General features: G+C 40.6%; 20 protein-coding genes, 1 tRNA gene, 2 other RNA genes and 3 pseudogenes. 16 read left to right on the plus strand and 10 right to left on the minus strand.

All coding sequences use genetic code 11. From position 1 onward, the window contains the following. The 3 genes from ACGF5R_RS13890 to ACGF5R_RS13900 form a co-directional block, all read left to right on the plus strand. Positions 1 to 100: non-coding RNA, RtT sRNA (locus ACGF5R_RS13890), on the plus strand; the annotation flags it as partial. A gap of 39 nt (positions 101 to 139) precedes the next feature. Further along, a tRNA-Lys gene (locus ACGF5R_RS13895) sits at positions 140 to 279 on the plus strand. A 50-nt stretch (positions 280 to 329) separates the two neighbouring features. Further along, a non-coding RNA gene (locus ACGF5R_RS13900) (RtT sRNA) lies at positions 330 to 454 on the plus strand. Positions 455 to 523: 69 nt separating this feature from the next. On the opposite strand, the gene nadS is transcribed toward ACGF5R_RS13900, so the two are convergent. The 3 genes and pseudogenes from nadS to ACGF5R_RS13915 form a co-directional block, all read right to left on the minus strand. Beyond that, positions 524 to 808 (minus strand): NadS family protein, encoded by a 285-nt coding sequence (nadS, locus tag ACGF5R_RS13905; RefSeq protein ID WP_387691329.1) that lies wholly within the window; start codon positions 806 to 808, stop codon positions 524 to 526. Position 809: 1 nt separating this feature from the next. After that, positions 810 to 977: pseudogene (locus ACGF5R_RS13910) on the minus strand (type II toxin-antitoxin system RelE/ParE family toxin); the annotation flags it as partial. A 124-nt stretch (positions 978 to 1101) separates the two neighbouring features. Continuing rightward, positions 1102 to 1200: pseudogene (locus ACGF5R_RS13915) on the minus strand (addiction module toxin RelE); the annotation flags it as partial. A 186-nt stretch (positions 1201 to 1386) separates the two neighbouring features. Here ACGF5R_RS13915 and ACGF5R_RS13920 point away from each other — a divergent pair. From ACGF5R_RS13920 to pgm, 5 genes are all read left to right on the plus strand, one after another. After that, positions 1387 to 1659, plus strand: coding sequence for a hypothetical protein (locus ACGF5R_RS13920; protein ID WP_262980811.1), 273 nt, complete (start codon positions 1387 to 1389; stop codon positions 1657 to 1659). Then, positions 1656 to 2009, plus strand: coding sequence for a hypothetical protein (locus tag ACGF5R_RS13925; protein ID WP_112876222.1), 354 nt, complete (start codon positions 1656 to 1658; stop codon positions 2007 to 2009). Before ACGF5R_RS13920 ends, ACGF5R_RS13925 begins: the two co-directional genes overlap by 4 nt. Positions 2010 to 2144: 135 nt before the next feature. Next, positions 2145 to 3110: a glucokinase gene (gene glk / locus ACGF5R_RS13930; protein ID WP_112876221.1), complete on the plus strand. Its 966-nt coding sequence runs from the start codon at positions 2145 to 2147 to the stop codon at positions 3108 to 3110. 798 nt (positions 3111 to 3908) lie between these two features. Next, positions 3909 to 4433 carry a replication initiation negative regulator SeqA gene (seqA, locus tag ACGF5R_RS13935; protein WP_112876220.1) on the plus strand — a complete coding sequence of 175 codons (525 nt, stop codon included), beginning with the start codon at positions 3909 to 3911 and terminating at the stop codon, positions 4431 to 4433. Between the two features lie 61 nt (positions 4434 to 4494). Then, a complete protein-coding gene (gene pgm, locus ACGF5R_RS13940) occupies positions 4495 to 6135 on the plus strand; it encodes a phosphoglucomutase (alpha-D-glucose-1,6-bisphosphate-dependent) (RefSeq protein WP_387691331.1) in 1641 nt (546 codons plus the stop codon). A 63-nt stretch (positions 6136 to 6198) separates the two neighbouring features. Here the strand turns inward: pgm and ACGF5R_RS13945 are convergent, their stop codons facing one another. Beyond that, the gene (locus ACGF5R_RS13945) at positions 6199 to 6627 is read right to left on the minus strand and encodes an EamA family transporter (protein WP_387691333.1); all 429 of its coding nucleotides are present in this window, start codon (positions 6625 to 6627) and stop codon (positions 6199 to 6201) included. Positions 6628 to 7602: 975 nt separating this feature from the next. Between ACGF5R_RS13945 and ACGF5R_RS13950 the strand changes: the two genes are divergently transcribed. The 6 genes from ACGF5R_RS13950 to ACGF5R_RS13975 all read left to right on the plus strand — a co-directional run bounded on the left by ACGF5R_RS13950 (position 7603) and on the right by ACGF5R_RS13975 (position 13866). Next, a complete protein-coding gene (locus tag ACGF5R_RS13950) occupies positions 7603 to 8835 on the plus strand; it encodes an MFS transporter (RefSeq protein ID WP_387691335.1) in 1233 nt (410 codons plus the stop codon). Then, entirely contained in the window at positions 8801 to 9196 is a 396-nt protein-coding gene (locus tag ACGF5R_RS13955) for a ParB N-terminal domain-containing protein (protein ID WP_387691337.1), read from the plus strand. The genes ACGF5R_RS13950 and ACGF5R_RS13955 overlap by 35 nt, the downstream gene beginning before the upstream one ends. After that, positions 9189 to 10385 (plus strand): hypothetical protein, encoded by a 1197-nt coding sequence (locus tag ACGF5R_RS13960; protein ID WP_112876214.1) that lies wholly within the window; start codon positions 9189 to 9191, stop codon positions 10383 to 10385. The genes ACGF5R_RS13955 and ACGF5R_RS13960 overlap by 8 nt, the downstream gene beginning before the upstream one ends. 111 nt (positions 10386 to 10496) lie before the next feature. Then, the gene (locus ACGF5R_RS13965; RefSeq protein WP_262980809.1) at positions 10497 to 12353 is read left to right on the plus strand and encodes an aminotransferase class I/II-fold pyridoxal phosphate-dependent enzyme; all 1857 of its coding nucleotides are present in this window, start codon (positions 10497 to 10499) and stop codon (positions 12351 to 12353) included. Then, positions 12350 to 13024: a formyltransferase family protein gene (locus ACGF5R_RS13970; protein ID WP_112876212.1), complete on the plus strand. Its 675-nt coding sequence runs from the start codon at positions 12350 to 12352 to the stop codon at positions 13022 to 13024. The genes ACGF5R_RS13965 and ACGF5R_RS13970 overlap by 4 nt, the downstream gene beginning before the upstream one ends. Positions 13025 to 13053: 29 nt before the next feature. Continuing rightward, on the plus strand, positions 13054 to 13866 hold the full coding sequence (locus ACGF5R_RS13975) for a Cof-type HAD-IIB family hydrolase (RefSeq protein ID WP_262980808.1): 813 nt from the start codon (positions 13054 to 13056) through the stop codon (positions 13864 to 13866). 70 nt (positions 13867 to 13936) lie between these two features. On the opposite strand, the gene kdpE is transcribed toward ACGF5R_RS13975, so the two are convergent. From kdpE to kdpF, 6 genes are read right to left on the minus strand one after another with little or no spacing between them, the layout of a single operon-like run. Then, positions 13937 to 14629, minus strand: coding sequence for a two-component system response regulator KdpE (gene kdpE, locus ACGF5R_RS13980; protein ID WP_192880967.1), 693 nt, complete (start codon positions 14627 to 14629; stop codon positions 13937 to 13939). After that, positions 14626 to 17319: a two-component system sensor histidine kinase KdpD gene (kdpD, locus tag ACGF5R_RS13985; RefSeq protein WP_112876210.1), complete on the minus strand. Its 2694-nt coding sequence runs from the start codon at positions 17317 to 17319 to the stop codon at positions 14626 to 14628. Before kdpD ends, kdpE begins: the two co-directional genes overlap by 4 nt. Before the next feature lie 8 nt (positions 17320 to 17327). Then, positions 17328 to 17909, minus strand: a complete 582-nt coding sequence (gene kdpC, locus ACGF5R_RS13990; protein WP_112876209.1) for a potassium-transporting ATPase subunit KdpC — start codon at positions 17907 to 17909, stop codon at positions 17328 to 17330. Positions 17910 to 17920: 11 nt separating this feature from the next. Further along, the gene (gene kdpB, locus ACGF5R_RS13995) at positions 17921 to 19987 is read right to left on the minus strand and encodes a potassium-transporting ATPase subunit KdpB (protein WP_387691340.1); all 2067 of its coding nucleotides are present in this window, start codon (positions 19985 to 19987) and stop codon (positions 17921 to 17923) included. A 20-nt stretch (positions 19988 to 20007) separates the two neighbouring features. Continuing rightward, positions 20008 to 21714, minus strand: a complete 1707-nt coding sequence (kdpA, locus tag ACGF5R_RS14000) for a potassium-transporting ATPase subunit KdpA (protein WP_387691342.1) — start codon at positions 21712 to 21714, stop codon at positions 20008 to 20010. Beyond that, positions 21715 to 21804, minus strand: coding sequence for a K(+)-transporting ATPase subunit F (gene kdpF, locus ACGF5R_RS14005; protein ID WP_041379999.1), 90 nt, complete (start codon positions 21802 to 21804; stop codon positions 21715 to 21717). Between the two features lie 1589 nt (positions 21805 to 23393). Between kdpF and ACGF5R_RS14010 the strand changes: the two are divergent. Together ACGF5R_RS14010 and ACGF5R_RS14015 are read left to right on the plus strand one after the other, a co-directional pair. Then, positions 23394 to 24404 (plus strand): annotated as a pseudogene (locus ACGF5R_RS14010) (Na+/H+ antiporter NhaC family protein); the annotation flags it as partial. Beyond that, complete coding sequence (locus ACGF5R_RS14015; RefSeq protein ID WP_112876203.1) at positions 24391 to 25569, plus strand: MalY/PatB family protein; 1179 nt, start codon at positions 24391 to 24393, stop codon at positions 25567 to 25569. The pseudogene ACGF5R_RS14010 and the gene ACGF5R_RS14015, both read left to right, overlap by 14 nt. Positions 25570 to 25687 lie beyond the last annotated feature (118 nt).

The following is a 25687-nucleotide window of genomic DNA, read 5'->3' on the forward strand; positions in this document are numbered from 1 at the left end:
AACTGGTTGCAGGCTCGAGCCGAGCGAAGCGAGACAACAGCGCGTGAGCGCTGGCCCGAAGGGCGAGGCCATAGGCCGAGTCATCCTGCACGACCCACCATCTCGAAAGACACAATCAGAATAATCTAATCATACAGATGGGTCGTTAGCTCAGTCGGTAGAGTAGTTGACTTTTAATCAACTGGTTGCAGGCTCGAGCCGAGCGAAGCGAGACAACAGCGCGTGAGCGCTGGCCCGAAGGGCGAGGCCATAGGCCGAGTCATCCTGCACGACCCACCATCTCGAAAGACGCAATCAGAATAATCTAATCATACAGATGGGTCGTTAGTTCAGTCGGTAGAGCAGTTGACTTTTAATCAATGGGTCGCAGGTTCGAGCCGAGCGAAGCGAGACAACAGCGCGTGAGCGCTGGCCCGCAGCAAAAAAGTCACGAGCAATGCGAACACTCAAACTATGGCCTCTTGGAAACAGGTAGAGCCAAGATGAGGTAAGTAACTTTAGTACTTTATGGCACACCGGCTAATCAATGAGTCGCCAGAGCCTTATAGAAATTAGGGTTTTCTTGGATGATAGCTAACACCTTTGCCGCTAGTCCTGTCGGATTTCGACGCTTCTGCTCCCAGCTTTTAATTGTATCAAGGCTAGTGCTTAAAGCCTCCGCCATCTCTGCCTGTGAAATGTTAAGTTGAGCACGGATAGCTTTAACGTCGGCAACTTCGTATCGGGTCACACGCGCTGCGGCTTTATTACCTTGTTTAATTTCAACTGCTTCTTCGAGGGATGCTTTCAATTCGTCAAAAAAACTCATGTTACACCTCATCTTTTAGTAATTTTGTTAGTTTTTTCAGTTCTGCTTTCTCGGCATCCGTTAAGCTATCTTTTTTACTTTTCGGATAAGTCATCACCAGATAAATAATATCTTCAGTCGCTAGAAGATAAATAACTCTGGCACTACCGCTTTTTCCTTGTGAGTCTATACCCAATGGATTTCAAGATGGATCGCGACGGCAAGGGAGCGAATCCCCGGGAGCATAGATAACTATGTGACCGGGGTGAGTGAGTGCAGCCAACAAAGAGGCAACTTGAAAGATGACGGGTTATAGCCATTCTGATTTTACGTAACCCCCCAGTACCACGTATTAGATCACCTTTGTCTGGTGATTCGATAAGCTCTCGTTGCAGTTCTTTAAGCTTCATCATTATGTGTATATACAAATTTCACGCTAAAATAATATATCTTATCTATTAGTGATACAAAATCCATTGATATTTTGTGAGTCATTTTGAGTTGTTTAGATCTGTCTGGCGGAGTATTCTGTATATACAAATTAACCATGAGTTAAAAACGCCGAAGCACATGAAGCTCTTGATATCATCAACATCAGATTGAAATTAGCAGGCAAAAACCCGCCGGTTAATGAAGAGGATATACTCCAGTGTTTTTCTAATCGGGTTGGACGTTTTCTTGAGGATACAAGGGAAGATAACAGAACTGATCCTCCTACTAAATGGTTTATATCTGAAACAGATTATGGTGTTAAGTTAAAGATAGTCTTTATCTATCACCCTGAAAAAGGGGTTGCTATAAGGACAGCTTATACACCTAACGAAGATGAATTGAGAATTTACCGAAAATACGGCCTAGGAACAGAGAAATGAGCAAACAAACTGATAAGCGAGCAAATAACCTGATAGCTTCCACTGATGAAGCATGGGAGAACGGTGAGCTTGGTTGTAGTGAAGCTCACGTTAAAGTATCTGATGATGTAACAGAAGATCTGATTAACGAAGCGCTGGAGTTACAGCCCATTTCAATCAGATTAAATAGATCTCTGATTGAAGATTTGAAAATGATAGCTGACCTTAATGGCTTAGGCTACCAGCCATTGATCAGGCAAGTTTTAAATCGTTTTGCTAATAGTGAGAAAAAACGGGTACTCGCCGAAGCTCACAGCAAAGCAATGAGAAGTGAAAAAAGAAAATCCAATAAACGTCATAAAGCTGCTTAACTACATAGTCTTAGCTGCATAGTATATAAATGTAAAAAACCAACTGGTGAGGTTGGTTTAACGATCTATACCAATAATGCCAGATAGGATAAGCTTTACCTAATTGTTGTACTAGCTGATTATTAGGATATAAAAATGAATCTCTACGGACTTGTTGCTGATATTGGCGGCACCAATGCCAGATTAGCACTTTGCAATTTGGAAAATGGGGCTATTGAGTGGATCGAAACGTATAGTGCAAAACAACACACCGGATTAGAATCTATTATCAGTCACTATTTGGCTGCGCAAAAAACAGTGGTGACTTATGCATGTATTGCTATTGCTTGCCCGATAAATGGTGATTGGGTAGAAATGACCAATCACCAATGGGCATTTTCTATTAGTGAGCTGAAACAGACATTTGGGCTAGAAAAATTAGATGTGATTAATGACTTCACGGCTGTATCTATGGCGATTCCAATGTTAACAGAAGAACACAAGGTTCAATTAGGAGGAGGAGAAGCGGTTAAAGACAAACCGATAGCGGTTTACGGTGCAGGGACTGGCCTTGGTGTAGCTCATTTGATCAAAGCAGGCAAGCAATGGGTCAGTTTACCTGGTGAAGGTGGTCATGTAGATTTTGCAGCGAATAGTGAAGAACAAGATGCAATATTGGCTGTTTTACGTCGTAAACTTGGACATGTTTCGGTAGAAAGAATCTTGTCCGGTAGTGGGTTGGTAAACCTTTATCAGGCCATTGCCATTTTGTATCATCGTCAGCCGGAAGATTTAGAACCAGAAACCGTGACGCAACGAGCATTGGATGAAAGTTGCCAATATTGCCATCGTGCGCTGACACTATTTTGTGAAATTATGGGGCGATTTGGCGGGAATTTAGCGTTAAATATGGGGGCTTTTGGTGGTGTGTATATCGCTGGCGGTATAGTGCCGCGGTTTCTTGATTTCTTTAAGCAATCGAACTTTCTTCATGGATTTGAAGATAAAGGGCGCTTTAAACCGTTAGTACAACAGATTCCTGTTTATTTGATTACTCATCCACAACCAGGATTATTAGGTTCAGGTACCTATTTACGGCAACAGCTTTTACTTATTGATTAAATTATAAGGTCAGATATATACATTTCGAAATTAATGATAGTATATATCTGATTAGAATTTTTTATTGTAACTGTGTATTAATATTGAAAGCAATGAAAATCTATTTTATTTATATGAGATCTGGATTTCATAATAATCTTATGAGTTTTTAAGAATAAATTTAAAGAATATATATTATGATTTATACAATTAATGGATAAAATTGTTGTTTATATAATTAACATTGAAAATAGGATATGAAATTTCAGTTCAAGATATTAATTTTATAAAATTCAATAATAATGAAGTTGCTAATTTTTCCATATAATTTATATGGTTGCAATTTTTTCTGGTAAATCATGAACATTATATGTAAATAAAAGGTGTGTAATTTATTAAAGCGCATTTTCTGTCAAGATTTACTGGTAACAAACATACATCCCCATGAATTTAAACTGTTTTACTATCTATAATCAATCCTCCTATTCGCTGCTGAATCTCCCTTGATTGAATTGATTATCGGCAATGTTGAAACCAAGTTTTATCATTATTTTGGTATAATATCAGAATAAATTATTATGTGATTATCAACGCCTAAATAAGTGGTATTAAAAGATCGATATGACATTTGACAATGAGATTTATATTCACAATATTTATGTAACTGATTGATTTATTTTAGATGAAAAACGGATATTTTATTATGCTGTTTTTCATGTTTAAATACTTTTAACTTATTGAAATTTTAATTGTTTTGTTTTCTCTTTTTATACTTTATAATCTGTCAAAATTTTTTATTTAGAACAGTACTGGATAGAAATGAAAACGATAGAAGTTGATGAAGACCTTTACCGCTATATTGCCAGCCACACACAACATATTGGTGAAAGTGCATCTGATATTTTACGGCGAATGCTAAAATTTAACGCCGAGCAGCCAGTACAAAATGTACAGCCTCTCAGTGCTGTGGAGAAAGCGCCAGTAGCCCGCCAGCGTGATTCTGTCCGTGTGATACGCGAATTATTACTTTCAGATGACTATTCTGACAAGAAAAAATCTGTTGAGCGTTTTATGTTGATCCTATCTACATTATACAGCCTGAATAGTGAAATTTTTTCCCAGACGACTGATGCCATGCACGGTCGTACCCGTGTTTATTTTGCTGGTGATGAACAGACATTGCTCGCCAGTGGCAAACAAACCAAACCTCGTCACATTCCGGGCACGCCTTTTTGGGTCATTACTAACACTAACACTGACCGTAAGCGTAGTATGGTTGAGCAAATTATGCAGGATATGAAATTCTCAGCCAATTTTATCGACAAGGTGTGTGGCACAATTTAACTGATCAAGGCTGTGCTGACAGACAAAGTACAGTGCAGCTCTTGTCCAGGGGAGATTTAAAGTGGTAAATCATCCGCGCGCGGGGCAGATTGCCCGCCAAAGTGATCTGATAAATGTAGCGCAGCTTACATCACAGTATTACACATTGCATCCTCAGCCGGAAAACTCAGAGCATAAAGTTAAATTTGGTACATCCGGTCATCGTGGCAGTTCTCAGCGTCACAGTTTTAATGAGGCGCATATTCTGGCAATTACTCAAGCTGTTGCGGAAGTTCGCAAGCAACGGGGAATCAATGGCCCTTGTTATGTGGGTAAAGATACCCATGCTTTATCAGAAGCGGCATTTATTTCCGTACTGGAAGTCTTGACAGCTAACAGCGTGAATGTGATTGTGCAGGAAAATAATGGATTTACGCCAACACCTGCGATTTCTCATGCCATCCTCTGTTATAACCGCTTGGGGAAAGCGTTGGCTGATGGGATTGTTATTACCCCTTCCCATAATCCACCAGAAGACGGGGGGATTAAATATAATCCACCTGATGGTGGTCCCGCAGATACGGATTTGACAGCAATTATAGAACGTCGTGCTAATGAGTTGCTTACAGAAGGTCTAAAAGGCGTTAAACGTTTGCCATTTGTTCAGGTATTGAACAGCGAATATTTGCATCAGCAGGATTTAGTTGAACCATATGTTAGTGCGTTGGGTGATGTGGTTGATATGGCCGCTATCCAGCGGGCCGGGCTGAAAATCGGTATTGATCCTTTGGGAGGCTCTGGCATTGCGTTCTGGCAGCGTATCGGTGAGCGTTACAATTTGGATCTGACATTGGTTAATGATCAAGTTGATCAGACATTCCGTTTTATGCACTTGGATCATGATGGCGTCATTCGTATGGATTGCTCATCCCCTTGGGCAATGGCGGGTTTGTTAGCCATGCGTGATAAGTTTGATTTGGCTTTTGCAAACGATCCGGATTATGACCGCCACGGTATTGTCACTCCCGCTGGTTTGATGAATCCGAACCACTATCTGGCAACCGCGATAAATTACCTATTCCGCCATCGTCCGCAATGGTCAGAAAGTGTTGCGATAGGTAAAACATTGGTATCCAGTGCCATGATTGATCGGGTCGTTGCCGATCTTGGCCGTAAATTGGTAGAAGTACCGGTGGGTTTTAAGTGGTTTGTTGATGGGTTACATAAAGGTGAGTTGGGCTTTGGTGGAGAGGAGAGTGCGGGGGCTTCTTTCCTGCGTTTTGATGGTACGCCGTGGTCTACAGATAAAGATGGGATTATCTTGTGTTTGCTGGCGGCAGAGATGACTGCGGTAACAGGGGAAAATCCGCAGCAGCATTACAACAAGTTGGCAGCTCGCTTCGGTACGCCAAGCTATAGCCGCATCCAGGCATCGGCAACTTATCAGCAGAAAGCATTATTAGCCAAGTTATCACCAGAAATGGTGCAAGCGGATAAGCTTGCCGGTGATCCAATCACAGCCCGGTTGACAAAAGCTTCTGGTAACGGAGCGTCAATAGGTGGTCTAAAAGTGATAACAGAAAACGGCTGGTTTGCTGCTCGCCCATCGGGGACAGAAGAAGCCTACAAAATTTATTGTGAAAGCCTCCTTGGCCCTGAGCACCGGCAGAAAATTGAGCAGGAAGCACTGGATATCGTTAACCAGGTTTTTGCCGCCGGTTGATCTTTTTGGCCGATTAAAAAGAATCCGCAACAGTGATAACAACTTTTGCGGATTTTTTATTTTTCAGCCGAGAGCAACCATTAACGTACCGGCAGTAATCAGTGCAACACCACCTGCGGTCATCAGTGATATTTTTTCACCAAATAAGATAACGGCCAAGATAACAGCAAACACGACACTGAGTTTATCAATCGGGGTAACTTGAGAAACGTTACCGTTTTTAATTGCCAGAAAGTAAAACAACCATGAAAATGCCCCCGCCACACCGCTTAAAGCGATAAAAAGCAACGCCTTGTGGTTTGCCAGCACTTCACTAACCAGATTTAATTTTCCTTGTACTACAACGACACTGACAAGAAACAACGCCATAATGACTGCGCGTATTGCTGTTGCTGTATTGGCATCAAGATTTTGCAAACCGATTTTCCCGAAGATAGCGACTAAAGCGGCAGTAAACGCTGATAATAAGGCATAGATAAGCCAGGTACTCATCGCGAATAAATCCTGTTGTTATACCCGTTATCTTCCAAGTTGCCTCTTTGTTGGCTGCACTCGCTCACCCCGGTCACATAGTTCGCTATGCTCCCGGGGATTCGCTCTCTTGCCGTCGCGATGCATCTTGAAATCCATAGGGTATAGTATCAAATGAGTTGAGATGATAAGACAGTTCTCTTTGTTTGAATGTATCATTTATTTCATTAAGGAAATTAAAGAATAAACTCATTACTAATCCCCATTTTAGTTAGTGAATATTTTGGGCCTGTGAGATAATTTCCAGTTTTAATCTCGGATGGCTTCATATAAATCTATAAATAATAATTATCTTGACCAGAATTTAGCTATTAAACTAACCGCCAATCCCAATAGGGCTATTTTATTTGCCATTTTGAACCTGGGCAGTGCTCAAAATCCTCACGTACTACGTGTACGCTCCGGTTTTTCCGCGCTGTCCGTGTTCAAACGGCCTGCAACAATTACGCCTATTGGGATAGGCTCTAAAATACAGTTTTATTTATTTATTTCACTTTGAATATAATATTACAGTTTATTTTGGGATTAGATTAAGCTGAGTTTTTCAGTTGATTGATTACTATTTGAATAGATAAAGATTGAATTGAAAGGTTTTTATCTGAGATTAAGAGCCATTTTTACCTGTGTTTTCCACTGTTAAAGTGTTAGGAATTTGTGTCATTATGTCCGGCATCAAAATCGCCAGGAATCGATCTATATTTAAACATGTAACAAAAATGTCATATTTTTATTTGCAATTCACATTTTGTTTGTTACTATATTAAAAGTTACTTATATATAAAATAGAATTTATTTTTAACGTGCAGATAATCCTAACACTTGCTTCTATTATTAAATTTTTGAGAGGCAGGTTGATTTTATGTACCTTCATGAACACTATAAAATAGATATCCTGGTATTAAAAAAATATTAATTTAATAATCTAAGAATATTAAAATGAAAAATTTTTCTCTCAATAGTTATACATCCATACCGGCATGTATATGGGGTCTATTTCTTGGGACTTTTGTAACAAGATCAACATCAATGATGGTATGGCCTTTTATATCCATCATACTATATACAAAGTTCCATTTTACTGCATCGATGATTGGATTAGTTCTCTCTTTATCCATTGCGATTTCATCAATATTAAGTTTTTATGCTGGTTACTTCTCTGATAAAGTCGGCCGGGCTAAGATAATTATCATTGGATGTCTTATATCTGCATTGGCATATTTAATATTATGGTTATCTGAACATCAGTCTGGTTTTATTATTGGTACTTTATTGGCGAATATTTCCTGGGCGCTTGTGAATAATCCAATAAAAGCCGTTATCGGCGATATTATCGAGGAAAAGCAGGTAAGAGAGAATGCCATGTACTTAAGGTATTTATTTCTTAATGCGGGTGCGGTAGTCGGGCCTTATTTAGGTGTAAAATTAAGCCTGGATATTAATTCTATCTCTTTTCTGATTGTTTCGATATCCTATGTAATTTTTATGATCCCTGTTTATTTATTTGGTAAGAAAATAAAAATAAACTTAACAAATAATGATGACTTTAAAGGAACGATGAAGGTTTTATTAAATGACCGTGTGTTTTTAATGTTGGTCATCAATAATATTCTCATGATGTTTATTTTTGGCCATTTTGATTCAACTTTGCCACAGTTAATTACTTCATTAGGGTTTAATGGGTATTCTGAGTTTATTGCTTCGCTTATTATGTTACATGCGATAACCATTGTGGTTATGCAGTTACCGTTTTCCATGTTAACGCAAAAAATGGAGTTAGAAACTAAAATAAATATAGGGTCTGTGTTACTCATTTTATCTGAATTAATGTTCTTTATTTCATTCAAGTATTATGATGTTTATTTATTGTGGTATGTAGCTGCTTTTACCATGAGTATTAGTCAAACTATTTTATTTCCATGTGTGAATGTTTTTATTGATCGTTTGGCGCCAAATGATTTACGTGGCGCATATTTTGGTGCAGCGTCACTTTATAGTATCGGTTTTTCTATATCTCCATTAGTTGGTGGTGCTATTATCCAATTATTTGATGGTGGAGTGTTATTTCAATTATTAGCGATATTAAGTGTGTTGATGTTGGTAATTTTCTGTCGGATGTTTAAACTAAGGGATAAACATGAAATTAATATTAGAAGAAGTCTCAAATCTTAGACCAACTGAATTACATTGTTCTGTTCGTGTTGAGCAGTTAATAGATAAAGTTAAACTTGAAGGATTTTGGACCCAACCAATCTGGATTGATGCAGCAACGAATGTGGTTATTGATGGTCATCATAGACTTGAATTAGCCAAAACACTAAAATTAAGTTGTATTCCTTGTTTGGCATTTGATTATGAGAAGGAACTGTTGGTTTATTCCCGCAATGAGGATAAAAAGATTAGTCATAGTGATGTTATTAAAACGGGTTTGGATGGGCAACCTCTTGGTTATAAACAGACTCGTCATGAGTTTTCCGGGAATGTTATTGAAACTCAAATTTCGTTAAAAATGTTAGGATTTGTCAATGAATAAGCCGTTTTATGATGTGGTAATGTGTGGTGCAGGTCCTGCAAATATTTCATTAATCCCAGATTTATTAAAAGATGAAGCCATAAAAAATGGTTTGATTTTAGAAAAAACAGAGATGGTGGGTTCTGGTTCATTAAAGAAATATAAAATTACCGCGAACTCTTTAGGTAGTGTATTTTTAGAGAAATTTGACGGTTGTGATGATGAGCTTAGTCAATATATAAGATCAACATCAGAGTGGGAATATTTTAGTGCCAATAAAGATAAGCCAGTTGAATTGAGGTTTGTCGGCCAATATTTGGAGAAAATTGCACGCTTTATTCAGGAAAACAAATATGGTGATCGGTTTAATATTTTGACTGATGCGGAAGTAAAAAAGATTAAACAGAATGAAGATGGTAACTATGATATAACTTATCATAAAAATAATGAAGATTATATTGTATCAGCGCGAAAAGTACTGTTTAATATAGGTGGAAATCCAAACGGATCCAGATTATTGCATAATAGTAATAATATTACCTCTGGTGATTTTATTAAAGGTTTTTATGATGAGGTTATAAATAAAGGTGATATAAAAAGTATATCAATATTGGGTTCGTCACACAGTTCAGTTTCTTGTTTAATTCGGTTGATAGAGCAATTAAAGTTTACCGGTAAGATAAACGTTCTGGTTAATAAAGATTTTAAATTGTTCTTTGATTCACCTGCAAGTGCAGAATCTTATGGCTATGATTTCACTCAGGAAGATATCTGTCCTTTAAGTGGACGGGTTAACCGATATTCAGGTTTGAGATATGATTCTTTTGCTTTTGCACAAGAAATTAAGGAAAGAAAATATGAAAATATTGCTATTTTGAATATTTCAGAAATTTCTGATGATGAAGTTATTAAACTCATTAACTGTGATGATTTGCTTATTCATTGTACTGGCTATCACTCTAAACTTATTGAAATAGTTAATGAGAATAATACGCCTATTGAATTTAAAAGTGATAAATACGGTTTGTTAACTAATGCAAAGTTAAATCCTATATCAACGTCAGGTGACGCGCTCAATAATTTTCATACATTTGGTCTGGGGTCTGGCGTAAAGACGGGTGGTGAAAATGGTGGTGAGGCAAGTTTCCACGGAAGAATTGATGGGGTTTGGGTGTATCAACATGTTATATATGACATCGTATTTAATTGATATTTAATTCAATATCAATTTTATATCATTAATGAACTATATTTTAGGTTAATTCTTATTTAAGAATAACAATAGCCTTTTAACATCCATTTAAAATAATTTATCAAGACTATGAATGAAAAAACAGTAATATTGCTTTGTGCAGGAAGAGGCAGCCGGTTATCTACCAGAACATCAAATAAACCAAAACCTTTGGTAGAAACAAATCAAACATCATTTATCGATAATGCGCTGAAAAATATCGAAGCTGTCGGTATTAAGAAAGTGATTATTGTGGTGGGTTATAAAAGTGATATTTTAATATCTCATATTAAACAAAAGACATATAATTTGGATATTGAATTTGTTAATAGTGAAAAGTGGGAATCAACCAATAATATCTATTCTTTATACCTTGCCAGAAATTGGATTAAGCAAGATACGCTGATCCTTGAAGGGGATATCTTCTTCACAAAGAAATGTTTGGAAACAGTGATGTTAAAAGCAGGAGATCTCAATGTCCTTGTTTCTCCTCTTAGTGGCAATATGGAAGGGACTTATGCAAAAATAGATAAAGATAATATTATTGCATTAAATTCTACTAAGGATAGTCATTATCAGGTTGAAGATGGTCAATATAAAACAGTAAATATTTATAATATTTGCACCGCTAATTTTGCTGAATATGTTACTAAAGAGTTAGAAAGTTACATTAATGGTGGATCGACTGGGATATATTATGAGGATATATTTAAACAGTCTTTACTTAATAATGTAGCTGAATTTAAAGTAAGTATTGTTGATCATTCACAATGGTATGAGGTAGATAATACTTATGATCTTGCTATTTGTGACTTCATTTCAAGTAATAATAAATTAGATTTTATTCAAAATAGGCATGGTGGATACTGGCGTTATCCTATTATTGACTTTGGCTTAATTTACAATTTCAACTTTCCACCTAAAAAATTGAAAGATGAAATAAAGAATAATTTTGATGAAATATTGTTAAATTATCCTGGCGGGAATCGTTTAGTCGAGCATGCTTTATCTGAATTTATCGGGATAGAAAGAACGCAATTATGTATTTCAAATGGTGCTGCGGAGATAATTAAACGGCTTCCTGATGTTTATACAGGTAAAGTATTAGTTACTGTGCCATCATTTAATGAATATGCTAATTGCTTTGGAAAAGCAAGGACGATATATAGTTATACCAAAGAGCATCAGCAGTTTGAGATAGATATTGATGAACTATTAATGTTGGCGAAAGAAGAAAAGCCAAATGTGGTGGTGATTGAGTCACCAAATAATCCGACAGGTAAATTGACACCTATTGATAGTCTGTTATATTTGGCTGGCGAATTGTTGGCATTAAATATCGACTTAATTATTGATGAATCTTTCTTAGATTTCTCTAAAATGCGTGATGAGACAATGTTAATGCATTTAGATAACTATAAGAATTTATCTGTTATTAGAAGCATGAGCAAAACCTTCGGGATTGGTGGTATTCGTATTGGGTATATTGCCACTGCAAATCAGGAATTACTTGGTAAAATAAGAGCTGTGTTACCCATTTGGAATATTAATGGTTTTGCTGAAGAGTTTTTATTGAGATTACCTCAATATAGAGAGAGTTACAAATTAAGCTGTGAAAAAGTGATTAGTGATACGTTAAAATTACAGCAAGAATTAAACTCAATAGAGGGTATTACCGCATTTGAGACAGACTCTAATTTTGTTTACTGTAAATTACATATTTCTGATGCGAAGACGATATCGCGGTTACTTTTAGATATTCATGGGCTGTATGTGAAAGAGTGTTCTGGTAAAGGGAATGCAGGCTCTGATCTCTATTTACGTATTTCTTGCAGAACACCAAGCGATAATGAAATTTTAATAAATGCATTACGTACAATCATGCAATGGCAAATAAATATTAATGATATTAAAGCGATCAGGGAAGTTAAAGAGGTTTGCGAATGAATAATCCCAAAACAGTGGTAATTTGTGGTAAAGGAGAATTGGCAATTTTCATTTGTCAATATTTCTTAAATCATAAAGACTATAAAATATCGCATGTGGTAGCAGATAAATTCGAACCTGTAAGCACTGATCAGACGTTAATCGACTTCTGTTATCAAAATAATATTTCTGTTATTGAAGATAATAAGGTTGAAAATCTACCTGGCTATGAAAGTGGTGATTTCACTTGCGATTTATGTTTTGTTGTATTTCATAAGCGGATATTACCGTTAAAATTCATTAATTCGTGTAAGAAAATCTTGAATATCCATCTGTCCTATTTACCTAAATATCGCGGCGTAAGGCCGGTAAACTGGGCTTTGAAAAATGGAGAACAGTCCCACGGTGTGACGATCCATGAAATTAATGAGGGTATTGATGCCGGGCCAATTGTCAATCAGATCTCATTTTCTATTTACCCTGAATTTGAAGAGGTTATTGATACTTATACAAGGGCTATTAACTATTCCAGACAATTATTCCTTGACACGATGCCAATATTGGAAAAAATAACTCCAAGACCTCAGATTGATTCAGAGGCAACAATTTATTATGAAAAGGACAATCATAGTCTGGAAGAAAGGATGACATTTACCAAGCAGGCATCGCTCGAATTACTTAATAAAGCTTAAGTGATCGGCCCTTAACACTGGAACGCTCTATGTATAATCTCATTGCCACAGATCTCGATGGGACGCTTCTACTTCAAGGAGATACAATTGGTAAGTTTACCCGCAAGGTGCTTACTGATTTATCAAGTATGGGAAAGCAAATCGTATTTGCAACGGGTAGACATCATGCTGATGTAAATTCCATTATTGGTGATTTTGATATCCCTGTGCATTTGATTACGTCGAATGGCGCTAGATTAACCAGTGCTTGTAAGAACCTGGATATTAGCCGACATTTGCCAAGTCACGTAGTAAAAAGAGTGATTGAGGAAATACAGGCGGATCAGGATTTAGTGATTAATATGTATTATGGTTCTCAATGGTTAACCAGTGAGCTACACCATAGTTTCAATGATTTTAATCAGAATGATAATTTTAATCCCGCGGTTAGGCAGGCTGATGAAATGCCTTGTGATGCGGTTGAGAAAATCTTTTTCATTCACAAGAAGAGAGATCATGATGCGTTGGTTAAATTAGAACGTCATTTAATTGATCTATTTTCTGATCATGTCAGTGTTGCTTTCTCATTTCCTTGGTGTCTGGAAGTGATGGACCGTGGTGTTTCGAAGGGGCAAGCTTTAATTCAGCTCGCCGGTTTTCTTGATATCCCAATTAATAAAACGATTGCATTTGGTGATGGTATGAATGATGTGGAAATGCTTTCAACCGTAGCTAAAGGTGTCATCATGGGAACGGCGCATAATAGGGTGAAACAAGCGCTTCCTTACGCTGATATTATTGGTTCTTGCTGTGAAGAGTCTGTCGCTTATTATTTATCTGAACATGTGTGTCAGGTGAAATAAGCGGATATTAGCTTTGCTGAGAGATATTAATTGCCTGAGACATGAAGTGATTCAATACGTGTCTCAGGCATTAAGGCATAAACCGATAGCCAATACCCGTTTCAGTCAATAAATGTTTTGGTCTGGTTGGATCGGTTTCTAATTTTTGTCGTAAATGCCCCATATAAATCCGTAAATAATGGTTGTGTTCAACATAATTAGGGCCCCAAACTTGGTTGAGTAATTGGCGTTGGGTGAGTACTTTGCCGCTATTCGCCAATAATTCACCTAGTAACCGGAATTCAATCGGGGTTAGATGCAGTTCTTCATCGTTTTTGGTGATTCGGCGGTTAACCAGATCAACAACGACATCAGAAAAATGAATGATCGATTCTTCTTTATTAGTTCTGGCAAAACGGCGTAAGGCAACCCGGACTCTTGCCAATAGTTCACTGATACCAAAAGGTTTACTCAGATAATCATCAGCGCCGGCATCTAGTGCAGCAACTTTATCCGCTTCTTTATCGCGGGCAGAGAGAACAATAACGGGAATTGCGCTCCATTGGCGCAGATCACGGATCAAGTTAATACCGTCACCATCCGGCAAGCCCAAATCAAGAATAATTAAGTCAGGCTTGCGGGTTCCCGCTTCAATTAGGCCCCATTTCAGCGTATCACTGTCAAATACGCGATAGCCTTTACCTTCCAACGCTAGTCGAACAAAGCGTCGGATCTCTTTTTCATCTTCAATAATCAAAATGGTGTTATTGTTGGTAATAATCACATCTCCTCAGTAATAATTTCAGGTGGTTTCTCTAACGGTAGAACAAAGTGAAAACTTGCTCCACCTTTTTCGTTATTGGTTGCCCAAATCTTTCCTTGGTGGATTTCAATAATTGCTCGGCAAATTGCTAATCCAAGGCCCACTCCTGGAATAGCAGACTCTTTACGAGTGCGGGAGAATTTATCGAAAATTAATTGTTCTTGTTCCGGCGGAATGCCTTTACCTGCATCCCAAACTTCAATATGAATTTGATTTTTTTCTGTTGTTGCTTTAATACCTAGTGGTATTTGCTCATCGGTATATTTGATTGCATTTTCCAACAGGTTGATAAATACCCGCTCCAGTAAACTGGCATCACAATGCAATAGTAAATCGGATGGCAGGGAAACTGCGACGGGATGACGGTTGAGTGCATATTCCAGCGAACGTAAGGTACTGCCGACGATCTCTTCCAGCGATTGCCATTCCAGATTGAGCTGAATGCCTCCCGATTGGATACGCGCCATGTCCAGTAAATTATTAACCAGACGGGAAGTGCTGAGAATTTGTTGACGAATCTGATTCACCTGTTTGGTATGTGGAGAGCCTTCGGCTGATAAATCCAACATCAGGATTTCCGCTTGTCCGAATAGGACGGTCAGCGGTGTGCGTAAATCATGAGACAGGGCCGCCAGAAGCGAGTTACGTAACTGTTCTCGTTCTGTATCCAATTTAGCGGATTCTGCCCGGCGTGAGAGTTGCAATCTTTCCAGTGCATTGGCGATCAGGCCGGTAAATGTTTGCAGCAATCGCTGTTGTTCAGGGATCAGTAATTGGCGCAAATAGGATGGCTCAATAGCTAATACAGCCAGTGTCTGAGAAGGTGTAGCGATAGGCTGTAGTTGGTAAGGTACGCTAGGTAAGGTATCTGTTCCCGCTCCAGCCGGCAGATTTTTATCAAAACTCCATTTTGCAATGGCATCATCAATCAACATATGACCGCCATTATTGGTCGTGAGTTGACATAAATTACCATCCTCGTTGGGTAAAAAGAGGCCGGTTTTAGCCTGAAAACCATTGGCAAGGAAATGGTAGCTGGTACGGGCAATATCTTCTTCATTCAGCGCCCGGCTCAGTTCACGGGTCATTTCATAGAGATTGCGGGTTCGTTGTTCGCGGTAACGGGCAATTCGCGCCTGATATCTCATGCCCGCAGTGAGGTTTCCGACAACGACACCGACTATTAGCATGACAGTAAAGGTCAGCAGGTACTGCATATCGGTAACAGCAAGAGACCAATGAGGCTGTACAAAGAAGATATCGAAACTGATGACATTAATAAAAGCGGCAAATATTGATGGTTGGCGTCCGTAAAATAGCGCAATGATAACGACGCCAAGCAGATAAAGCGTGACAAGATTGGCTTTATCAAGGGTCAGCAAGAATGTTCGGGAGAACAGGGTAATAAGTGTACAGAGCGCAATAGCGATCAGGCAGCCCTGAATCTGTACCCGCCATTTTTCACTGACAGAGCGGTTGTCCTGTTCTTTATCCCATCGGCTGCGCTCTTCTAATGCGACAATCACTAGATCTAAGTCAGGTCCTAGTTTTCCCAGTCGGTCAGCAAAACCTGGGCGCCATTGCCAGCCAAACAGCTTCTGTTTGGAGGTACAGCGACGGCCTATCAGAATTTTGCCGAGGTTATGTTCTCTGGCATAACGTAATACCGCTTTTTCTTTGTTTGAATCGGAAAGTGTCGCGGTTTCAGCCCCCAATTCATGCGCTAATCTGAGTGCTTTTAAGATAGTGCGCCGTTTACCTTCGGGTAGTTGGTACAGTTTTGGGGTTTCAACGTAAATTGCATGCCAGATACAGCCTAATCGGGCTGCGAGGCGAGCGGCAGTGCGGATGAGCTTTTCATTGCCTGAGCTATTACCAATGCAGAGTAGAAGATTATCACGGGTATGCCAGACCGGTTCATGCCCTTGTGTGTCGCGGAAAGCACGCATTTGATCATCCACGCGATCAGCCGTCCGGCGCAAAGCGAGCTCTCGTAATGCAATTAAATTACCTTTGCGGAAAAAATGTTCAATGGCGCGTTCTGCCTGGCTAGGGATATAGACCTTACCTTCATGGAGCCGCTGGCGCAGATCATCTGGGGGCAGATCAACTAAGACAATTTCATTCGCCTGATCAAAGATATGATCAGGGACGGTCTCCCTGACCCGGATACCAGTAATATCCCCCACAACATCATTGAGGCTTTCTAGATGCTGAACGTTGATGGTAGTCAGTACATCTATGCCAGCTTCAAGTAATTCTTCAACGTCCTGCCAGCGTTTGGGATGACGGTTGGTGTGAGGATTACTGAATGCCAACTCATCCATCAAGATGATGGCTGGGTGGCGGGCAATGGCGGCATCAAGATCAAAGATGCTGATTCTGCGCCGTCGATATTGGATCTGTTTCAGGGGCAATTGTGGCAGACCATCAAGTAAAGCGGCGGTGTCTTGCCGCTCATGGGTTTCTACCACGCCGATAACCACATCCAACCCTTGAGCACGCAATCTTTGCGCTTCCTGCAACATAGCATAGGTTTTTCCCACGCCAGCGCAGGCACCGAAAAATATTTTTAATTTACCGCGCTGTTTCTCATTAACCAGTGTCAGTAATTCATCCGGGTCAGGGCGCTGTGGTTCGTGTTGATCCATGTTCAGCCTTACTGTTTTTTCTTGTGCAAATTATCAAGGGCAAGATTAAGTTTTAACACATTAATCACTGGCTCACCGAGGAATTCCGATGGTGGTGGCTCAATATTATCCCTGATTAATCGCTTTATCACTTTAATCGGTAAATGGCGTGCATCAGCGACTCTCTGTGCTTGAAAGTCAGCGGCGGCGGGTGAGATGTGAGGATCAAGGCCGCTAGCGGATGCGGTGACCAAATCAACTGGCACAGGAATGTCTGGTTGGCGGTTAAATTGCCGCAGTTGCTCAACTCTGCGTTTGATTTCATCATCCAATATCGGGTTGGAAGCCGCTAAATTGCTGCCACCAGAGGACAGAGTGTTATAGGGATAATCTACGGTAGCAGAAGGGCGCCCCTGAAAATAGATCGCTTTAGTGAAGGGTTGACCAATCAGCTCAGAGCCAACGGCTTGACCATTTTGTTTTACCATGGAGCCTTGTGCTTGATAAGGGAACATCAGTTCTGACAAACCTGTTGCCAGCAATGGATAAGCTACGCCGGTAATCAATGTCAGGAATATCACCAACACAACAGAAGAACGTAACCAAATCATTTTCATCACCTTTAATTAAGTATCAGCAAAGTCAGCAACATATCTATCAGTTTGATGCCGATGAAAGGCGCTATCAGACCACCTAAACCATAAATCCACAGGTTGCGGCGTAAAAGTGACAATGCATTCATTGGGCGGTAGCTCACGCCTTTTAAAGCCAATGGGATCAAGAAAACAATAATCAGTGCATTAAAGATAACTGTCGATAAAACCGCCGAAGTAGGCGAGTGCAGATGCATGATATTTAAGACATTTAATTGTGGGTAGGTGACGGCAAACGCCGCCGGGATAATGGCAAAATATTTTGCGATATCATTGGCGATACTGAATGTGGTCAGAGAGCCCCGTGTCATCAACATCTGTTTACCAATATGGACAACTTCAATCAGTTTGGTTGGGTTGGAATCCAGATCCACCATATTGCCTGCTTCCTTGGCTGCCTGAGTGCCTGAATTCATAGCAACGGCAACATCGGCTTGAGCAAGAGCAGGGGCATCATTAGTGCCATCACCTGTCATGGCGACCAGACGCCCTTCGGATTGATATTGGCGGATCAGGGCTAGTTTGGCTTCGGGGGTAGCTTCCGCCAGAAAATCATCTACTCCGGCTTCTGCGGCAATCGCAGCCGCAGTCAGACGGTTATCGCCGGTAATCATAACGGTCTTGATTCCCATACGGCGCATCTCACTAAATCGCTCTTTAATACCGCCTTTTACGATGTCTTTTAGCGCGATAACTCCCAGTACCTGTTGATTTTCTGCGACAACCAGCGGGGTACCTCCTTTACGTGCCACTGTCTGTACCAAAATTTCCACTGCTTCTGGGAATTTTCCGTGATTGACTTCAATATGGCGGCGAATGGCATCGACAGCGCCTTTGCGGATCATGCGGTTTTCCACATTAACACCACTCATTCGAGTCATGGCAGAGAAAGGGACAAAAGTGGCGTTCAGTGAGTGTAAATCACGTTCACGCAGGTTGAATCGCTGTTTTGCCAGAATGACAATGCTGCGGCCTTCTGGTGTTTCATCGGCTAAAGAAGAGAGTTGGGCGGCATCTGCCAACCGCTGTTCTGTTATGCCAGGTACGGGCAGAAACTGAGAGGCTTGGCGATTTCCCAAAGTGATGGTGCCAGTTTTATCCAGTAACAGCACATCCACATCACCCGCTGCTTCAACGGCTCGTCCGCTGGTGGCGATAACATTGGCACCTAGCATGCGGCTCATGCCTGCGACACCAATGGCAGAAAGTAACCCCCCAATCGTGGTAGGAATAAGACAAACTAATAACGCTATCAATACCGTGACAGTGATAGGTTGGCCAGATTGGTTAGTCTCCACGCTGAATATTGAAAATGGCAGTAGAGTGACACACACCAATAGAAAGATGATTGTTAGAGCAGTCAACAAAATAGTCAGTGCAATCTCGTTTGGGGTTTTACGACGTTTAGCCCCTTCCACCATTGAAATCATGCGGTCAAGAAAAGTTTCACCGGGATTAACTGAACATTCGACCACCAGCCAGTCAGATAGCACATGTGTGCCACCTGTTACAGAGGAAAAATCACCGCCAGATTCGCGGATAACGGGGGCAGATTCTCCGGTGATTGCACTTTCGTCAACAGAAGCGCCACCTTCGATAACTTCACCATCGCAAGGGATCGTTTCACCGGCTTCAATAATGACGATATCCCCTTTGCGCAGGCTGTCAGAAGGGACTTTTTCTCTGGAACCATTACGATTGGTTGAAGTGAGTTTAGTTGCCCAACTGGTTTTTCTTACCCCTTTAAGGCTGGCCGCCTGAGCTTTGCTTCTGCCTTCTGCCAGTGCTTCGGCAAAGTTAGCGAATAGCACAGTAAACCACAGCCATAAGGCGATGTTACCGGTGAACAGCGCATTTCCCTTAAATTGACCCGCTAACATGGCAATCCATAAAATGGTGGTTAACCCACTGCCTAGATAGACGACAAACATCACTGGGTTACGCCATTGTGCAGCCGGATGACATTTTTTGACTGAATCAATCAGGGCATTACGAATCAAAGCAGGTTCGAATAATGTCTGTTGTTTGTTGGTCATGGTATTCCTCTCTTTGGCGCTTACCGGGACATTAGCCAGATTTGTAAATGTTCAATGACCGGGCCAAGGATCAGAGCCGGAATAAAAGTCAACGCACCAATTAGCATGATGGTCAAAATCAATAGACTGATAAACAGTGGGCCATAGGTGGGCAGTGTACCGTTGCTGGCAGGCTGGCGTTTTTTTACGACTAAAGAACCGGCAATAGCAAGTACTGGCAGGATCAGGCCGAAGCGCCCTAAAAATAGGATGATAGCTAGCAACAAGTTGTAGAACATGCTGTTGGTATTGAGGCCCGCGAAAGCACTACCATTATTGTTGGCAGCGGAGGAGAGGGCATAGAGCACTTCACTGAAACCGTGAGCGCCGGGGTTCAGAATACCGGCACGTCCACTGGCAGTGGATATGGTAAGTGCCGTTCCTAAAAGAGCCAGTGTAGGGGTAACCAAAATCGCCAGTGCCACCATTTTCATCTCGAATACTTCGATTTTTTTACCGAGATATTCAGGCGCACGGCCTATCATTAAACCGGCGATAAAAACGGTCAGCAGAACGAACAGTAACATACCATATAAACCAGAACCCACACCGCCAAACACGACTTCGCCAATTTGTATCAACCACATTGGGATCATGCCGCCAAGCGCAGTGAAAGAATCATGCATAGCATTGACGGCGCCACAGGAAGCGGCGGTGGTTACGACGGCATAAATTGAGGTTGCGAGGATGCCAAAGCGATTCTCTTTACCTTCCATATTGATATTACTGTTGGCGCCTAACAGACTGAAATGGGGATTCCCTTTCAGTTCGGCATACATGACTCCTACGGTGGCAATGACAAAGATGATGCTCATTGCCCACAATAGAGTGTGCCCTTGACGGTTATCACCAACCACTTGCCCAAAGGCAAAACAGAGTGCACAAGGGATCAAGAAGATAGACAGTATCTGAGTGAAATTGCTGATAGCAGTTGGATTTTCAAAGGGGTGTGATGAGCTACCCCCAAAGAATCCACCCCCATTGGTGCCCAATAATTTGATGGCTTCCTGTGAAGCGACGGGACCCATCGGGATCAATTGTGGTTGGCCTTCAATGGTATGGGCTAATTGATACGGTTCGAAATTCTGAATCACTCCTTGGCTGACAAAAACGAGCGTGATAACCATAGACAGCGGTAGTAGCAGATAAAGTGTGATACGTGTGATATCAACCCAGGCGTTTCCTACGGTTTTGACGCCATGACGGGAAAATGCGCGTATCAGCGCAAATGCTACTGCAATACCGGTCGCTGCAGAAAGAAAGTTCTGCACGGTTAGACCTGTCATTTGGCTAAAGTAACTTAGTGTGTTTTCTCCACTGTATGCCTGCCAATCAGTATTGGTGATAAAGCTGATGGCTGTATTCAGCGCCAAGTCCCATTTGAGTCCTGGGAAATGTTCAGGATTAAGGGGAAGAGCTTGTTGTGTGATTAAAAGCGTGAATAGCAGCAATAGTCCAGTTAGATTAAAAATAGTAATAGCTAATGCATATTGCCACCAGTTCATTTCTTTGACTGTGCCGCCAGGTTTTTGTAAGCCACAGCAACGCCAAAGGCCAGATTCTGCTTTAGTCAGCCCGCGAAGAATATTACCGTCGATCATGTTGGCGATAACGTTTCCGAGTGGTTTTGCCAGCATCAGTAGAATCAGTAAAAAACTGGTGATCAATAAAAAAGCGGATGCGGCCATTTAAAAATCCTCCGCATGGAGTAACGCATAAATCAGATAAACCAGTAACAGGGCTACTAATAACGCGCCGGAAATGAAGAATATGCTCACTGCTTATCTCCTGAAAACTTGGATAGTAAAGATTAGGTAAGGAGATGCAAAGATGCTGATAAAAGAGTGAATGAATGTGTAAAAAAAGTGTAAAAATGATAATAAGTGAGGGTAAGAAGAACCGCCGTCAAAGGTTACTCGGTTTAGTATTACTGTCGTATTTCCTTTTTTCAGCAGAAGATACTTTTATAGAAAAGTTTAATACTATGGTAAAAGATCTATACCCAATAGATTTCAAGCCGCAGCGCGGCGGCAAGTGAACGCATCCCCAGGAGCATAGATAACTATGTGACTGGGGTAAGTGAAAGCAGCCAACAAAGCAGCAATTTGAAGGATGAAGGGTATAAACACTCTTAAGGCATTGAGTTCCTTTCTCATTGACTTTTCTTACTCTGAAATCTTTCAGTTGATAATTAATTGGATTTTGTTGCCTGAATTGTTAGAGGTATTAGATAATTTTAAATTAATAAATAATCCTGTGCATCAATATTCTGATTATTCATATAATATTGATAATTCGCTAAAGTAATCACAATATTAAAACTTGGTGTATAATATTCGTATTTTACTAATTGTAACGGCTCGTATTGGAAAATACCCGAACTTAAATTGATTGCGATTTTTATGCCATGGATACACCATGTACTAAATCAAAGTATCTAATCTAGGGAGTGGATATTAGAGAAAGAAGGCTGATACCACTTATTTATACCCTATGGATTTCAAGATGCATCGCGACGGCAAGGGAGCGAGTCCCCGGGAGCATAGATAACTATGTGACCGGGGTGAGTGAGTGCAGCCAACAAAGAGGCAACTTGAAAGATAACGGGTATATATAGAGTCTGTGTGTAGTTCTGTATAATTGCCGCCACGATTAAAAATGGTCGTTCAGATGCTTAGCCAGTTCGGCTGTGAGTGCTTTAAGTTTCTTTTCGCTCATAATTTACCTGCCTACGTTGTTGGAAGGAATATATAAATACTAGATAATTGCACAATTTAAATTACAGTTTCATAATAGAGGGTGATATAGAGATAATAATTTTACCATTATAGTTTGTCATAATTTTTATAGCTTAAGCTTGATGTCTAATTATTTTCGTTCATCCAATTATCCCCTCATTTACTCACAATAGTACGACTCCGCTATTGTTCATTCTCCTCTTTGGTGGGGACGGATTTCACTGGCTCATTTCATACGAAAAATGGAGGATAGCCTGACAGATTCTGAAGAACTCCGTCACGAGATCCACAGGAGGTTTAACGTGGTGGAGACATAGCGACATTGGCTGAAGGAAGATCTCTTAGGATGTGATTATGTTCATATAGCCTCTTATGGGATATTAAGAACATTCATTGAAATATTCCACAAAAAGTTAGTGGTTATTACGGATGCTTGGTTATAAGCAAGATAAAAAATTGATATATAAATCACATTTTCAAACTTCATGGAACCGGTTACATGAACATCAAACTTATCTCACATTTCATCTAAAATGAATTCGTTACTCTATTGTAACAAACAATTTGAAATGGGAGTTTGAACTGTATGATTAAGAACAATCTTAATCTGGGACCACTCATACTGTTGTTTAGCCGCAGCAGCCGGAGCGGTTGTTTCAGGCGCGTATTTCGGTGATAAAATTTCACCGTTATCTGACTCAACTAACTTCGCTGCCATTGTTGCCGATACTGATCTTTACAGTCATGTTCAACATTTGATGTATACCACTATTCCCAGCTTTATTTTGGCCGCTATTGTTTATTTTATTGCTGGTCATACAAGCTTAACAGGTAATGTGGCAACACCTGAAAAAGTCACAGAAATCGTGCAATCTCTTGAAAGCCTGTATCAATTCAATTTATTGCTTATTTTGCCACCGATACTGGTTTTGTGGGGCGCAATAACAAAACGTCCGGTGATACCCGTCATGCTTGCTGCCTGTGTATTAGCTATTGTGCTTGGAATAGGTCTACAGGGGCTCACCCTGAAGCAGGGCCTTAATGCGTTGATAGATGGTTTCAATCTCTCAATGTTCTCTGACCAGGGACATAACATCACCGGAGTCGTTAACGATGTTTCCCGTCTGCTCAATCGGGGTGGCATGTTCTCGATGATGAGTACTATCCTGCTTGCATTTTGTGCATTCGCATTTGCCGGTGCTTTAGCACTCACTGGTGCTTTGACCATCATCATTAACCGGCTTCTACTAGTTGTTCGCACAACCGGGCAACTTATTGCTGCAACCTTGGCAACAACTATTCTGGTAACGGGCGCAACCTGCAACGGAAAGTTGGCTCTCCTCATCCCGGCGGAGCTGTTCAAAGGGGCTTATCGTCGCATGGGACTGGATAATAAAAATCTGTCACGAACAATAGAAGATGGCTGTACTGTCATAGAGCCGTTGATCCCCTGGACTGCTGCTGGTATTTACATGGCGACTACATTGGGTGTCAGTACGCTTGAGCTACTGCCCTGGGCTATCCAGTGCTATGCTGCCGTCTTCTTGGCTCTCATTTATGGCTTTACTGGTTTCGGTATCGCAAAAATCACGCCGGAAAACTCCCTGAATAAAAAGGAAATCCAAAGTGAAATTGCCTGATTTCAACCGGATAATCGATCGCCACAATACAAGCTCTGTTAAGTGGGATTTTTTAAATCGTCACTTGCACTTAAATAAGACTGACCTGCTGCCAATGTGGGTGTCTGATTTCGATTTTCAATGCCCGGAAGAGGTCTTACAAACACTCTATTCCCGAATTGACCACGGTATTTTTGGTTATAGCGAACGCGACGATTGCTATTACCAGGCGGCAATAGACTGGTTTTCAAGGCGCCATAAACTGACCTTGTACCGCGATTGGTTTACGTCGATAGAAGGCGTCATACCCGGATTAGCGTTATTGATACAAATGCTCAGTAAACCGGGGGAAGGTGTCATTGTACAAGGGCCGTACTATGCTTCATTCGCCAAAATTATTACTATGAATGGCAGGATGATGATTGAAAATCCGCTTCTTGAAAGTCTGGAAGGTTATAAAATTGATTATAATCATCTGGAACAGATGTTGGAGCGACACAGACCGCCTCTGCTATTGTTATGTAATCCACATAACCCTACTGGTAGGTGTTGGAATAGTGACGAACTACTCCAAATATTGATACTCTGCAAAAGATACGGTACGACGGTAATTTCCGACGAAATTTGGGCTGATTTAATTTTGCCTTGGGGAAAATTCACCTCAATACTGCATCTGGGGAGTGAATGGCATGGCAATGTCATTGCCGCTACCTCGACAAGTAAGGCATTTGGGCTTTCATCACTCCGTATATCAAACTTTCTCATTCCAGATCCCGAACTTCGACGTGCCTTTATCGATCGGTTGAATGCGCATGGGCTGGATGTCTTCAACGCGCTATCTATGGCTGCGGCAACAGCAGCATACCAGTATGGGGATGCTTGGCTTGATGAGCTACAATATTACCTGGCGGAAAATCGTTGCTGGTTCGAGCAAGCTTTAACGTCTGCCACTCCTTGGTGCCGAATGACAAAAGCGGAAGGTACATATCTGGCTTGGCTGGATTGTCGCAATTTAGGTCTGGATGATGACACTTTACAACGGGCCTTACTACAAAAAGCCAAAATAGTTGTTTCAATGGGATTGAGTTTTGGCAATCAGGGGAAAGGGTTTATTAGGATAAACTTGGGTTGTCCTCGTGCCTATCTTGAAAAGGCAATCGGCGGTTTAATTCAATTGGCGTTATAAAATAAGAAAGTATCCACGAAATTAGTAGAAATATTAGCACGATAACAAAGCAGGGCGTTAGTAGCCCTGTTTTAATTCGATGATCATACCTGAGGCTTTCCACAAGAAAAGTTTTAGG

The sequence above is a fragment of the Photorhabdus sp. RM71S genome, assembly GCF_042879355.1.
Classification (GTDB): Bacteria; Pseudomonadota; Gammaproteobacteria; order Enterobacterales; family Enterobacteriaceae; genus Photorhabdus; species Photorhabdus kayaii.

Coding starts and splice junctions, on each gene's coding strand:
- ACGF5R_RS13960 (WP_112876214.1), top strand. CDS start 9,189: ATGAATAAGCCGTTTTATGATGTGGTAATGTGTGGTGCAGGTCCTGCA.
- ACGF5R_RS13955 (WP_387691337.1), top strand. CDS start 8,801: ATGAAATTAATATTAGAAGAAGTCTCAAATCTTAGACCAACTGAATTA.
- ACGF5R_RS13945 (WP_387691333.1), bottom strand. CDS start 6,627: ATGAGTACCTGGCTTATCTATGCCTTATTATCAGCGTTTACTGCCGCT.
- ACGF5R_RS13925 (WP_112876222.1), top strand. CDS start 1,656: ATGAGCAAACAAACTGATAAGCGAGCAAATAACCTGATAGCTTCCACT.
- kdpA (WP_387691342.1), bottom strand. CDS start 21,714: ATGGCCGCATCCGCTTTTTTATTGATCACCAGTTTTTTACTGATTCTA.
- nadS (WP_387691329.1), bottom strand. CDS start 808: ATGAGTTTTTTTGACGAATTGAAAGCATCCCTCGAAGAAGCAGTTGAA.
- ACGF5R_RS13965 (WP_262980809.1), top strand. CDS start 10,497: ATGAATGAAAAAACAGTAATATTGCTTTGTGCAGGAAGAGGCAGCCGG.
- kdpD (WP_112876210.1), bottom strand. CDS start 17,319: ATGGATCAACACGAACCACAGCGCCCTGACCCGGATGAATTACTGACA.
- ACGF5R_RS13975 (WP_262980808.1), top strand. CDS start 13,054: ATGTATAATCTCATTGCCACAGATCTCGATGGGACGCTTCTACTTCAA.
- ACGF5R_RS13950 (WP_387691335.1), top strand. CDS start 7,603: ATGAAAAATTTTTCTCTCAATAGTTATACATCCATACCGGCATGTATA.
- glk (WP_112876221.1), top strand. CDS start 2,145: ATGAATCTCTACGGACTTGTTGCTGATATTGGCGGCACCAATGCCAGA.
- kdpC (WP_112876209.1), bottom strand. CDS start 17,909: ATGATTTGGTTACGTTCTTCTGTTGTGTTGGTGATATTCCTGACATTG.
- ACGF5R_RS13970 (WP_112876212.1), top strand. CDS start 12,350: ATGAATAATCCCAAAACAGTGGTAATTTGTGGTAAAGGAGAATTGGCA.
- kdpB (WP_387691340.1), bottom strand. CDS start 19,987: ATGACCAACAAACAACAGACATTATTCGAACCTGCTTTGATTCGTAAT.
- seqA (WP_112876220.1), top strand. CDS start 3,909: ATGAAAACGATAGAAGTTGATGAAGACCTTTACCGCTATATTGCCAGC.